Below are 13,244 nucleotides of genomic sequence, written 5' to 3' on the forward strand. Positions count from 1 at the left end.
CAAATGTCTAGTCTACGATTGTATATGTTCCAGTCCGGCACCCAGCGCTGCAAGCTGCACCACATCAAGATGAATCAGGGCGAGGGGGAGGATTGCGAGATCCCGGTACCCTGGTTCCTGGTGATGCATCCGAAAGGTGCAGTGCTGATCGACGGTGGCCTGGCGGCGGAGGGCCTTGCCGATCCCAAGGCCTATTGGGGCGGCAGCGTCGAGGTCTTCCGCCCGGTGATGGCACCCGAACAAGGCTGCCTCACCCAGCTTGAAGCGCTCGGCATCCGGCCCGGCGATATCCGCTTCGTGCTGCTCTCGCACCTGCATTCGGACCATACCGGCGCCATCGGGCGCTTTCCCAATGCCACTCACATCGTGCAACGCCGGGAATATGAATATGCCTTCACGCCGGACTGGTTCACGGCGGCGGCCTATGTCCGCCGGGATTTCGACCGGCCGGGTCTTGTCTGGCAGTTCTTGGACGGCGAGGCGACGGATGGCTTCGATCTCTATGGCGATGGCACCATCCGGATCCTGTTCACGCCGGGCCATTCGCCCGGCCATCAATCCGTCATGGTCGATCTTCCGAACAGCGGTCCGTTCCTGCTGGCGATCGATGCCGCCTATACCTGGGACCACTGGAACGAGAAGGCGCTGCCGGGCCTGATGAGTTCGGCCAGCGATGTGGCCCGCTCGGTGCGCAAGCTGCGTTTCCTCGCCGATCGGGTGAGCGCGACCGTGGTGCCGGGCCATGATCCCGAAGCCTGGGCCGGCTTCAGGCAGGCGCCCCATTTCTACGATTAACCGCCGCTCAGGCCTCCAGCGCCTGGGTGAGATCGGCGATCAGATCCTCGGCATTCTCGATGCCGACACTCAGCCGGATGGTGGCATCGGTCACGCCGAGCTGGGCCCTCAGCTCGGCCGGCACGCCCGAATGGGTGGTCGAGGCGGGATGGCTGGCGAGGGACTCGGTGCCGCCGAGGCTGACAGCGAGCTTGAACACTTTCAGGGCATTGAGCAGCCGGAAGGCCTCGGCCTGGCCGCCCTTGATCTCGATGGAGAAGGTCGAGCCCGCGCCGGTGCATTGCCGCTCGAACACCCGGCGCGCCGGGCTGTCCTCCGGTAGAGCATGCAGGGCATGCACGGCGGTGACACCGGCATGGGCGGCCAGGAAGTCGGCGACGGCCACGGCATTGCGCGCGGCTGCCTGCATGCGCAGCGACAAGGTTTCGAGCGATCGGCCGAGCATCCAGCAGGTGTGGGGATCGAGCTGGGTGCCGACGGCGCTGCGCAGCGCCCGCACCGGTTTCAACACCGTTTTGCTGCCGATCGCCGCGCCGGCGATGAGGTCGCTGTGGCCGCCGATATATTTGGTGGCCGAATAGACCACGATATCGACGCCATGGCCGAGAGGCCGCTGGAAGAGCGGCCCCAGCAGCGTGTTGTCGCAGATGATCACCGGTCGTGCACCCTGCATGTCGGCAATGCGATCGGCGGCTGCGCCGATGAGGGAGAAGTCGACCAGCGTGTTGACCGGATTGGAGGGCGTCTCGATCAGGATGGTGCTGACCCGGCCTGCCGCCATCGCCTTGTCGGCAGCCTGGTTGATCGAGGCGGCATGAAGGCCGTCCATGAAGCCCGCATGCCCGATGCCGAAATCGGCGAGGGTGCGGGCGAGCAGCGTCTCGGTGCCGCCATAGAGCGGCTGGCTGTGCAGCACGACGTCGCCGGGGCGGGCATAGGTCAGCACGGCCATGGAGATGGCGGCCATGCCCGAGGAGAACAGCAGAGCCGCTTCGCCGCCTTCATAAATGGCGAGGCGATCCTCGACGATCTCGGTGTTGGGGTGGTTGAAGCGCGAATAGACCAGCCCCGCCGCGCTGCCGGCGGGTGGCGTGCGCCGGCCCGAGGTGTAGTCGAAGAAGTCGCGCCCGTCCTCCGCCGATTGGAACACGAAGGTAGAGGTGAGGAATACCGGCGGTTTCACCGAGCCCTCCGAGAGGGCCGGATCGTAGCCATAGCCCAGCATCAAGGTTTCAGGATGGAGGGGATGATTGCCCAGCGTGTGCTTGTGGCTGCGATCGACGGCCATGACCGGCTCCTTTCACGTGCAACCTCGGAAGCGGTGGTGTGGCGCGTATGGTGCGGTCGGCCATGACGTCTGTCAAAGGGAAGGAGTCGGTCGCTCGACCGGCCGGCTCCTTCGGAACCCATGAAGCATAAATGAACCGAAATATTGTCATCCCCTTCCCCTCGCTGCGCTCGGCCGGGAATGACAGCCTGATGATCAGCTAACCGCTCTTTCCGAAGTGCGGCGGGGGCGCCTCATGCCGGCTCAATATTCGACGACGCCGTCGAGCGCATAATGTTTGATGGTCTTCCGGTTGGCGATCAATTCGTCGATGGTGGGCTCGCCGGTCATGGCACGGCGAATGGCGAGCTTGGTCGCCTCATAGTTGGTGCGATAGAGGTCGGCCTTGTCGAGATTGGGATCTGCCGGACAGCGCGGATCGAGCCAGATCGTGATGACGATGCAGATCTTGTCTGTCTGGTCCTTCGGCAGCACGCCCTCGATGACGCAGTCGACGATCGCGTCGCCGGTCGCTCCCTGAACGACGCCGCCGAGAAGCTCGACATAGGCGGCATTGTGGATCGTCACCTTTGTCGTCATCATCGTGGCCGGGCGGACGAGCTGGTTGAGGTCGCGCACCACAAACATGCGGGTATGGCCGACCGTCTGGCCGAGCATGGCGGCGAAGCCGTGGCCGACAGGCCCGTCGACGGAGCCGATCAGCACCTCCGGCATGGCGTCCGTGTATTGGCCTTCCTTGGCGAGCACGGTGGCTTCGCCGGTGCGAAAGATGATGTCGGTCAAGTCACTGCTCCTGTTCCAAGCCCATCGGCACGATGAACCCTTTCTGCGGCAGCGGATGATGGGCCGGCGGTCCTCAAAATCGCAAGCCTCGGGGCTTGTGAAAAAAGGACGCATAGTTGACCGGGGGGAGTCGCAAGTTTGCCTCAGACCTGCGTTTCACTGAGCCCTCGCCAGGATTGGTGGTTCCACCGACCCCAAAAGCGCCTCAGGCTGGAAGGCCGAGCTCCGCCCGTACCTTTTTCGACAAGCCGCGCGAGACGATGAAATGCGACTGGCGCAGATAGTCGCGCAGTTCCTCGTCGCTCAGGCCGGGCTCGGCGTAGTGCTGGATCCACTTCATGCCGCGCGAAGCGAGATAGGGGGCAGGACGCAGGCCAGGTTGCTCCTTGAGTACCTCATAGGAGATCTCGCTCACCTTGAAGGTGTAGCGCGGCACACCGTCCTGCTGGCCGCCGATGGCGAAAACCTTGCCGCCGACCTTCCAGACATGGGCTCCGCCCCATTGCACCACATGGCTGGTGGCGGGCAGCGCGCCGCAGAAGGCGTTGTACTCTTCGTGTGTCATGTCTCTAGGCGGCGGCCGCCGGCAGCTTGCGGATCGCCACCTTGTTGTCGTGGAAGGCGCCGCCGCCGACCGGCGCGGGCGCGTCGGCTCCCGTCAGGGTGTTGATGCCCTTGCCGTCTTCATAGGCGCTGTTCGGCCAGATAGACTCGGCCACCAGGACGCCGCGGCGCAGGCCCTCGAAGAGCTTGGCATGCAGCCGGACCTTGCCGCGCAGACTTTCGAGTTCGACCTTGTCGCCGTCCTCGATGCCATGGGTGGCGGCATCGTCGGGATGAATCAGCACATCCGGCCGTTCCTCCTTGGCGAGCGAGGTCGGGGTTTCCGTGAAGCTCGAATTGAGAAAGTTGCGCGCCGGGCTGGTGGTCAGGCGGAAGGGGAAGGCATCGTCGGCCAGCTCGATCGCCGTCCAATGGTCGGGGAAGGCGGGCATGTCATGCACGGGCCCGAATTTGGCGGGCGCCGCATAGGGGTTCTTCGGCCAGTCCGCCTTGAAACGGAACTTGCCGTCCGGCCAGCCGAAGCCTTTCAGGAAATGGGCATCCTCGAAGGGCTGCTGCACGTCGAGCCAGCGCTTTTCCTCGAGCTCCGCCAGCGTGCCGCGATTGGAGGCCTGGAGGGTGCGGTCGATCAACTCGCGCGGATCCATGGCGAAGGCGGGATGTTCGGCGCCGACGCGGGCAGCGATGGCGCTGATCACCTCGTGATTGTTGCGGCATTCGCCCGGCGGCTCGATCAGCTTGGGGCCGAGCAGGATGTGCTGCTGCCCGCCGCCCTGGTAGACATCGTCATGTTCGACGAACATGGTCGCCGGCAGGATGATGTCGGCCATGCGCGCTGTATCCGTCATCACCTGCTCATGCACCACGGTGAACAGGTCCTCGCGGGCAAAGCCCTGCTTCACCTTGTCCTGGTCGGGCGCGACCGACATCGGATTGGTGTTCTGGATCAGCAGCATCTTCACCGGGCCGCCGCCGCACAGCGCTTCGGCATCGCCGGTCAGGATGGGACCGATGCGGGACTGGTCGAGCTCGCGCACCTTGGGATCGCGCACGTCCAGGCCCTCGATCAGCGTCTTGCGCCAGCCGAACATGCCCGAATTGGAGTGCAGCGCACCGCCGCCTTCATGTTGCCAGGCCCCCATCACCACGGGAATGGCGCTGACCGCGTGCATCGAGGCCGCGCCGTTGCGCGAGCGGGCAAAGCCATAGCCGAGGCGGAAGAAGGTGCGGGGCCGCTCGCCCAGCAGCCTGGCCAGGGCCTCGATATCGGTCACCGGCACGCCGGTGATATCCGAAGCCCATTGCGGCGTGCGGCTGGCGAGATGGGCCTCGAATTCGGCCGGATGGTCAGCGAATTTAGCGAGATAGGCCCGGTCGGCATGGCCGTCGCGGAACAGCACATGCATGAGGGCGCAGGCCAGCGCCCCGTCCGTGCCGGGCTTGAGGATGATCTTGACGTCCGCCTGCTGCATGGTGGCGTTGTCATAGACGTCGACGGCCACGATTCTGGTGCCGCGCTTCTTGCGGGCGGAGGCGGCGTGGGTCATCACATTGACCTGTGTCACCACGGCATTGGTGCCCCACAGCACGATGCAGTCGGATTGCGCCATCTCGCGCGGGTCGGTGCCGGTCATGCGGCCATGGCCGGCGAGATAGCCCGACCAGGACAGCGAAGTGCAGATGGTGGAGTACTGGCCCGAATAGCGCTTGGCATTGCGCAGACGGTTGATACCGTCGCGCATGACCAGGCCCATGGTGCCGGCATAGTAATAGGGCCAGACGCTTTCGGCTCCGAAATCCCGCTCGGCCGCCAGCATCGCCTCGGCGGTGCGGTCGAGTGCCTCGTCCCAGCTGATGCGCTTATATTGGCCCGATCCCTTCGGCCCGGTACGCATCAGGGGATGGAGCAGACGATCCTTGTGATGCACGCGCTCGGCATAGCGGGCGACCTTGGCGCAGATCACGCCCTTGGTGAAGCTGTTGTCGGCAGCTCCATAGACCCGTCCCATGGTGTTGCGGTCGAGCACCTCGATTTCGAGGGCGCAGGTCGAGGGGCAATCATGCGGGCAGGCAGAGGCTCTGCGGATCGGGCCAAGCGGTTTGTTCATCGGGATCTCGTCATCTGACCGTCGCATCGTAGGGCGAGGGGGGCGCAAGAACCAGCCTTACGTGCGGGCATTGCGAGAATTGATCAATCCATTCACGCGGGGAACGGTTCGCATGCGCATCATCAAGCCAAGGTCCGGGCGGCTTCCAGCACCTCGGCGACGTGGTCGGCCACACGCACCTTGGACCAGACGCGAGCGACGATGCCCTTGCCGTCGATCAGCAGCGTGGTGCGTTCGATGCCGAGATAGGTGCGGCCATACATCTGCTTCTCGCCCCAGACGCCATAGGCGTTGAGCATGTCGAGGCTTTCGTCGGAGGCGATAGCCGTGGTCAATCCGTGCTTTGCCACGAATTTCTGCTGCTTGCGCACAGGATCGTGCGAGATGCCGAGCAGGTGTACGCCGGCGGCGGCGAAATCCGCCTTGGCGGCCGAGAACTCCACGGCTTCACGCGTGCAGGCCTGGGTATCTGCCTTGGGATAGAAGAAGATCACGAGTTTGTGGCCGCGAAAGTCCTCGAGCCGGACCGTGCCACCATCGGCGAGGGGGAGGGAAAAGGCGGGAGCGACCTCGCCGACCTGCAGGGGATGCATATGCCTTCCTTTCGGCAAAATGGTACGTCACAGCACAATCGTGTATGTTTCGGGACAGGCGCGGTCCAGGCCGTTCTGCATCCGGGCGCCCGTCTTTGACGACGAGTTGCTTCGATGTGTGTTTGCCCAGCGTATCCGCGGATAAGGCGATCTTGAATTGTCGGCTTATCTCAACAATTTGCATCTTCATCCTACTGCGTCTCCTTAACGGTACGGCAACCTGGGTGAGGCCATCATCTCGCCGGCATTGCCGTGGGGCATGAAGGATTTATCGCAAGGGGCTGGCGAATCGTTGATGGCGAGGGACGCACACAACGCAATGCATGAAGCGACGGCTGCCGCCGATGAGCAGGCGTCCCTGGAGACCGCTGCGGACCAGTTGCCGTACGACTATCCCGCGGAAGAGCCTCCGGCGGATCCTTCGCCCCGGCGGCGGCCCGGCAGCGGCCGGGTATTGCTGCGTAGCGCCGTCTCCGTGGCTGCTACGGCGGCGGTGGTGGTCGGGGTTGCCATCGGCATCTTCTACTGGCGGCTCGGCAATGGTCCTCTATCGTTGCCCTTCATCACCCAGACCGTGCACCAAGCCATCGCTGCCAAATTGCCGCCGGGCTATCGCCTCAGCCTGGACGATGTCGCGATCGAGCGGCGCCCGGAAGGGCTGATTGCGATGATCCGCGGTGTGACCGTGAGGGATCATGACGTCGTCATCGCCTCGGCGCCGCGCATCTATGCCGGGTTCGATCTGGCGTCGCTGCTGCTCGGCGACGTCACGGCGCGCTCGATCGTGGTCGAGGGGGCAGCTGCGACCGTGAATGTCAGCATCGACGGCCGGTTCACGCTCCAGGCCGGGGTCGACAGCACGGCCCCGCCTGCGGGGGGAGCCCTGTCGCTTGCGGCGGTTCTGAACGGCTTCGACACCATGATCGCCTCGATCGGCTCCATTGACAGGGTCGAACTGCGTGACGCCGCGCTGGCGGTGCACGACCAGGCGATCGGCCACGACATCGTCCATCGTGGCATCGACCTGACCGTTCGCCGCACCGCCGCGGCCGGTGGCCTGTCGGTGGCTCTCGCCGCAGCGGGAGGCTCCATCAATGCCACCACGGAAGGCGGCGACGGCGAACCGCGCTCGATCGACATCAAGGCCAGCAATATCGGCGTCACCGAACTCGTGGCAGCACTGGCGCCGAGTGTCGAGCAGCCATCGGTCAAGGCCTCATTCGATGTGCTGGCCCGGGCCAGCATCAACCCCGATGGTTCTGTCGAGATGGCGCAGGTCAACATTGCCAGTGCCGGAGGCAGCTGGAATGTCGAGCCGAAGGAGCCTCCCTTCGTATTCGACGGCGCGCAGATCAGCCTGGACTGGGACAAGACGGCCGGTGTCGTCCAGATCGGCCAGGCGATGGTCAGGTCGGGCGAGGGCGTCCTGGATTTCAAGGGAAAGGTCGTTCCGCCTTCCGATACGACGGGGCCGGTGTGGACTTACGACCTGCAAGCACCGAACGTGCTGCTGGCAAGCCGCCGCGAGCAACGTCCGCCGCTGAAGCTCGACCGCATCGATCTTGCCGGACGTTATGATCCGGCCACCAACCGCCTCAGCCTGGACAAGGGTGAGGTGCTGGGACCGACGGTCGCCATCGATTTCAACGGTGCCGTCGGCTTCGGCGGCAAGACCCCGGCGATCGACCTGACCGCAAAGGCCAAGACCCTGTCGGCGGTGGCCTTGAACCGGGTGTGGCCGGTCTTCTCGGTGCCGGAGGTCAAGATCTGGCTGGAAGACCATATCAAGGCGGGTGTCGTCGATGGAGCGACGCTCAAGCTCGCTATTCCACAAGGAGCGTTGGCTTCGGTCAATGGCAAGACGCCGCCCCTGCCGGACGAAGCACTTTCGGGCTCGGTGCCGATGTCGAAGGGCATCGTCCAGATCATCGATACGCTGCCGCCGATCAGCGACGTCGAGGGCAGGGTCGATTTCTCCGGGCGCCATCTTAGCGTCAATGTCGACAGCGCGTCGGTCGAGACCGGCGATGCCGGCACCCTCGCGCTTGCGGATGGCACCTATTCGATCAGTGATTTTGCCCAGAAGCCGCCGAACCAGTCCGCGGTTTTCGGGGTGAAGGGCCCGGCGCAGGCCGTGGCCAGGCTGATGACCATGCCGCCGCTGGCCGATGCCGCCAAGGGCTTGGATATCAGGCCCGATGAGGTTAACGGCACAGCCGATCTCAAGGTCAAGCTCGACCTGCCGCTGATCGACCATCCTCGCCCCGAAGACATCAAATATGCGATCACGGGCGGCGTACAGGGAATGTCGATCGACCATGTTGCCGGCAGCAGCTTGCAGAACGGCACGATGAAACTCTCGCTCGAGCCGGGCCTGATGCTGCTCACCGGCAAGGGCGTGTTCGATGGCCTGCCCGCCAATTTCGACCTGCGCAAGGCCGAGGGCCAGGAACCGCAGATGGCCCTCAGCGTCATCCTGGACGACGCCACCAGGAAGCGGAAGGGCTTCGATTTCGGCGATGCGCTGACCGGGCCGATCCAGGCCGACATCCATCCGGTCGCCGATCCGCGCGACCCGCGCTACGACGTGGATATCGATCTGGCGGCCGTGCGCATCAAGGACCTGCTGCCGGGCTGGCAGAAGGCGGCCGGCGTTCCGGGGCGGGTCAGCTTCAGTTGGGATCCCGCCGACAAGGGCGGTGGCACGCTCGACAAGCTGACGGTGGAGAGCGGGTCGGTCTCGCTGCGCGGCACGGTGACACTCGGCCCGGACAACAAGCTGCGCAAGGCGATGATGGATGTGATCAGCCTGTCGCCGGGCGATGATTTCCAGGGCGTTTTCGAACCGCTCGGCAGTGGCTGGAAGGTCTTCGTGCGCGGCAACCGGCTCGATGCCCGCCCTCTGCTGTCGATGCTGCAGAAGCGCGCCAAGGGCAGCAGCGCCAGCGCCAGCATCAATGCCGATATCAGGCTCGGCCAGGTGGTCGGCTTCAACGACGAGTCTCTTGCCGATCTGGGCCTGATGCTCGACAGCAAGGGTACGACGATCCGCAAGCTCGATCTCAGCGGCAGGCTGGCCAACGGCCAGGTCACCGCCTCGCTGGGCAATGAGGGGCGCAGCGGCAATTTGGTCACGGTGCAGTCCACCAATGCCGGCGCCGTCATGCGTTTCCTGGATCTCTACACCCGCCTGCGTGGCGGGGCGCTCGGTGCCCGCTTCTCGCCGGTGATCGACAATATGCGCGGCCGCCTGGTGATGCGCAGCTTCTCGGTGGAGAACGAGACGGCCCTGGGGCAATACCGCGACACGCTGAAGAACGCCGGCAAGCTGTCTTCCTACGCCCCCGGCAGCGGCGACTCAGCCCAGTTCACCAGGCTCGAACTCGCCTTCACCCGAACGGCCTCGCGGATCGGCATCCTGGATTCCGTGGTCTGGGGACCGGATGTCGGCGTCAGCCTCTCGGGCGATCTCGACTATGGCACAGACAGGGTCAACCTCACCGGCACCTTCGTGCCCGCTTACGCCCTGAACAACATCTTCTCCAAGATCCCTCTCATCGGAGGACTGCTCAGCGGCGGCCAATATGGCGGCCTGTTCGCCATCAACTTCAAGGTATCGGGACGGGTCAACGCGCCAGTGCTCACGGTCAATCCTCTCTCGGCCATCGCGCCCGGCTTCCTGCGCAAGATCTTCGAGTTTCAGAAACAGACCAATTGAGGAGAACCCGGCTTCACGCTGACCTTGTGGGTTCAGCCGCGCCGAAAGGGCAACTGAACCAGCAGGGTAAGGAAGGCGAAGACCAGGCTGACCACCACGCCGGACGAGAGCATGGCCAATTCCGTTGCCGGCATGATGACCGCCGTGACCACGGCAAGGCCGCAGGCACCGCCGACCTGTAGCGAGCTGTTGAGGAGGCCGGCGGCGACGCCCTGTTCCTCGTCGGCGACGCCGCTGGTGCCGGCCACCATCAAGGCCGAGATGCTGAGGGCAAAGCCGAGGCCCCAGAGCAGCGAGACCGGCAGCAAGAGGGTCCAAAGGTCCGGCTTGGGGTCGAGGCGAAGCGCCAGCAGATAACAGGGCACGAAGGCGGCGAGGCCGACGACCAGGATGCGCGCGACCCCGAACCTGTCCATCAAGCCGCCGAGTTTGGGACCGATCGCAACCACCATCAACCCTGCCGGCAACAGCACCAGCGCCATCTGCCAGGGCTGCCAGCCGAGGAGGTTCTGCAGGTAAAGGCCGAGCAGGAACTGGAAGCCCATGGCGCCGCCATAGAGCAGGGCGGCGCTCGCGTTCGCGGCCACCAGCCTGCGATTGCGGAACAGGCCAAGGCGGATCAAGGGCGCCTCGACACGGCTCTCGATGGCGGCGAAGGCAGCCAGCAGCAGAGCCGAGACAGCGAGGCCACCGACGATCCATGGCGACAGCCAACCGATTTCGGCGGCGAAGACGAGTGCGAAGACCAGGGTCAACATGCCGCTGACCAAGGTCAGCGTGCCGCCGAGGTCGAATCGTATCGGCCGGTCGGAGCGCGGATCGGCGGGTACATAGCGCAGCGCTGCCCACAGGATCAGCAGAGCGATCGGCACCGGCAGGATGAATATGGCCCGCCAGTTCAGCGTGGCGAGCAGGCCGCCGATCAACAGGCCGGAGGAATAGCCGGAGGCCTCGAAGACGTTGAAGATGCCGAACGCCTTGTTGCGCTGGGGACCTTCGGGAAAGGTGGTTGTCAGCAGCGACATCGCCGCCGGTGCGGTGAAGGCTGCCGCCACGCCCTTGATGAAGCGCGACGCGATCAGCAGGACGGGATTGCTGGTGAAGGCTCCGAACACAGAGACGAGGATGAACACGGCCATGGCGGCGACCAGCATGCGACGCCGGCCGAACAGATCGGCACAGCGTCCACCCAGGAGCAGGAAGCTGCCGAAAGCCAGGATATAGGCGCCAGCCAGCCATTGCGCTGTCGCGGCGCTCAAGCCGAATTCCCGCTGGATCTGCGGTATCGCCACCACGATCATGGAGACGTCGAGGCCATCGAGCAGGATGACCCCGCTGCAGACGAGGAGGACGATCCACAGGCGGGCCGGCCAGCGAAACGCTGTGCCTGGACCTGACGGGGAGGCGCGCGCGAGATCATCCGGGCTGGCCTCGCGGGGGGCGGTGTTGACGGGCATGAGGTCACTCCGAAACGGAGCACGAAAGCGGGTCGTCGCCCAGCTCCAGGCTCCCTGATTGTCAAGTCTGACTGTCATGCTCGATTGATAAGAGATTGAAAAACGAGTAATTCTCGATAGAACATCAAAATTGGCTTGAAAGTCGATGAAGCGTACGATGCCAGGGACCCGGGCCCTGAAGATCTTCGAGGCGGCCGGCCGGCATCTCAACTTCACCCGTGCGGCCGAGGAGGTCGGCCTGACGCCGGCTGCCGTCAGCTATCAGATCAAGGAGATCGAGGATCAGCTTGGTATCGTGCTCTTTGCGCGGACCAGCCGCAGCATCCGGCTCACACCTGCGGGAGGCGTATTGTTCGAGGCGGTGGGCGAGGCGCTGGATGGTCTACAGCGCGCCGTCAGCCGGGCCAGCAGGTCGCAGCGCGCCTTGGGGCAGCTCTGCGTGTCGCTCGGCGCGCGTTTCGCCACCAACTGGATGCTGCCGAGGCTCTCAGCCTTCCAGGCGGCCCATCCTCGGCTGAAGCTGCGCTTCGACATCACCGACGAGATCCGCGATTTCGAGGTCGACGATATCGATCTGGGCATCCGTTTCGGCGACGGAAACTTTGACGGGCTGAATTCGGTGCGGCTGTTCGATACGGTCATGGTGGCTGTCTGCAGCCCGCGATTGCTCGAGGCCGGCCAGCATTTTACGATGCCGGCTGATCTGATCGGTCATACTTTATGCTATCGCGATTGGCGCCGGGGCGATCTGACCTGGCCGGATTGGCGCATGTGGATGCAGGCTGCCGGTGTCGACACGTTCGACGAAAGCGCCTGCGTCGCCTTTGCCGATACCAGCCATGTCGTACAGGCCGTGATCGATAGCGGGGCAATCGGTCTGGCCGATCTTGCCATGATCGCCAATGATATCGCCGAAGGGCGACTGGTGCGCCTGTTCGACATCGAGGTCCCGGTGGCAGGGGACCAGACCTATCATCTCGTCTATCCGCACGAGCGCAGCGAAGACCCGGCCATCCTGGCCTTTCGAGACTGGATGCTCGCGGCGATCGAAGCGCAGCAGCAGGGCAGCGGTTAAGCAAAACCGGCGAACGCGTGATGTCCGTTTCAGAAACGATAGCGTAGCAGCCGCCCGATGCGGCCGAGTGCGGGAATGGCCCTGAAGAACGGAATGACAAGGCGAGCGGACAGGGACATTCTGGCGATCTGGGCGGCATGATAGCCCTGCCGACCGTAGGAGAGCAGTTCCTGCATCAGCTTGAGGCGCGGCACCTGGCGTTCGATCTCATGGGCGTCGTCAAGGCTCCAATGCACCTGCGCACCGGTGACGCGAACCGAATGCTGTTTGCGGATCAGGCGCAGGCCAAGACGATTATAGGCATCGAAGGCGATTTCGCCGCTGGGGAAGTGTCCAGCCAGCCGGGCGAGCAGCGGGATGGCTTCATCGGCCTGCAGATAGGGGAACATGCCTTCGGCGATGATCAGCGCCGGGCGGCCCTCGGACATGATCGTTGCGAGCCAGGCGGGATCGGTGACGGATGTGCCGATCAATTGGTAACCTGCGCGCTCGGGATAGAGCCGGCGCCGGAGCTCGATGACTTCGGGATAGTCGACATCGAACCAGCGTACGCCGGCGGGTGGGTCGATACGGAAGACCCGGGAGTCCAGGCCACAACCCAGATGCAGCACGATCGCCTCGGGGTGGAAAGCGAGGAAGGCGCGGGCCCAGTTGTCGAGGATGTGGGCCCGCATTGCCAGACCGATCATGAGATCGCGGTTGATGCCGAGGCGCGAGAAATCGTAGTCGATCCGATCGAGCGCCGAAGCCGCGAAACGATCCTGCAGGAGCGAGTCGGGCAGACGGCTTTCCTCGCCCTTGGCGTAGAGGGTGATGAGAAGGGTTGCCTTCTCTTGGCTCAGAGAAACCTTTTCCATGGCCCG

Annotated in this window: 10 protein-coding genes; 3 read left to right on the top strand and 7 right to left on the bottom strand. The window is 64.4% G+C overall.

The genetic code is table 11. From position 1 onward, the window contains the following. Positions 1-3: 3 nt before the first annotated feature. Positions 4-795, top strand: a complete 792-nt coding sequence (gene attM / locus ACTJKX_RS13430) for an AttM family quorum-quenching N-acyl homoserine lactonase (RefSeq protein ID WP_394308202.1) — start codon at positions 4-6, stop codon at positions 793-795. Positions 796-802: 7 nt separating this feature from the next. On the opposite strand, the gene ACTJKX_RS13435 is transcribed toward attM, so the two are convergent. From ACTJKX_RS13435 to ACTJKX_RS13455, 5 genes are all read right to left on the bottom strand, one after another. Continuing rightward, a complete protein-coding gene (locus ACTJKX_RS13435) occupies positions 803-2,083 on the bottom strand; it encodes a cystathionine gamma-synthase family protein (protein ID WP_440725547.1) in 1,281 nt (426 codons plus the stop codon). Positions 2,084-2,326: 243 nt separating this feature from the next. Next, positions 2,327-2,866 carry a formaldehyde-activating enzyme gene (gene fae / locus ACTJKX_RS13440; protein WP_440725548.1) on the bottom strand — a complete coding sequence of 180 codons (540 nt, stop codon included), beginning with the start codon at positions 2,864-2,866 and terminating at the stop codon, positions 2,327-2,329. A 205-nt stretch (positions 2,867-3,071) separates the two neighbouring features. Then, positions 3,072-3,431 (bottom strand): MmcQ/YjbR family DNA-binding protein, encoded by a 360-nt coding sequence (locus ACTJKX_RS13445; RefSeq protein ID WP_367623140.1) that lies wholly within the window; start codon positions 3,429-3,431, stop codon positions 3,072-3,074. A gap of 4 nt (positions 3,432-3,435) precedes the next feature. Further along, positions 3,436-5,538, bottom strand: a complete 2,103-nt coding sequence (locus tag ACTJKX_RS13450) for a molybdopterin-containing oxidoreductase family protein (RefSeq protein ID WP_440725549.1) — start codon at positions 5,536-5,538, stop codon at positions 3,436-3,438. Positions 5,539-5,660: 122 nt separating this feature from the next. Further along, positions 5,661-6,131, bottom strand: coding sequence for a peroxiredoxin (locus ACTJKX_RS13455; protein ID WP_311935333.1), 471 nt, complete (start codon positions 6,129-6,131; stop codon positions 5,661-5,663). A gap of 319 nt (positions 6,132-6,450) precedes the next feature. On the opposite strand from ACTJKX_RS13455, the gene ACTJKX_RS13460 reads away from it, so the two are divergent. Further along, on the top strand, positions 6,451-9,849 hold the full coding sequence (locus tag ACTJKX_RS13460; protein ID WP_440725550.1) for a YhdP family protein: 3,399 nt from the start codon (positions 6,451-6,453) through the stop codon (positions 9,847-9,849). A gap of 32 nt (positions 9,850-9,881) precedes the next feature. Here the strand turns inward: ACTJKX_RS13460 and ACTJKX_RS13465 are convergent, their stop codons facing one another. Further along, positions 9,882-11,306 (bottom strand): MFS transporter, encoded by a 1,425-nt coding sequence (locus ACTJKX_RS13465; protein ID WP_440725551.1) that lies wholly within the window; start codon positions 11,304-11,306, stop codon positions 9,882-9,884. Between the two features lie 157 nt (positions 11,307-11,463). On the opposite strand from ACTJKX_RS13465, the gene ACTJKX_RS13470 reads away from it, so the two are divergent. After that, the gene (locus ACTJKX_RS13470) at positions 11,464-12,381 is read left to right on the top strand and encodes a LysR substrate-binding domain-containing protein (protein WP_394308212.1); all 918 of its coding nucleotides are present in this window, start codon (positions 11,464-11,466) and stop codon (positions 12,379-12,381) included. Between the two features lie 29 nt (positions 12,382-12,410). Here the strand turns inward: ACTJKX_RS13470 and ACTJKX_RS13475 are convergent, their stop codons facing one another. Next, entirely contained in the window at positions 12,411-13,238 is an 828-nt protein-coding gene (locus ACTJKX_RS13475) for a class I SAM-dependent methyltransferase (protein WP_440725552.1), read from the bottom strand. Between the last annotated feature and the right edge of the window lie 6 nt (positions 13,239-13,244).

This window comes from Labrys sp. 22185 (assembly GCF_052045555.1).
Taxonomy (GTDB): Bacteria; Pseudomonadota; Alphaproteobacteria; order Rhizobiales; family Labraceae; genus Labrys; species Labrys neptuniae.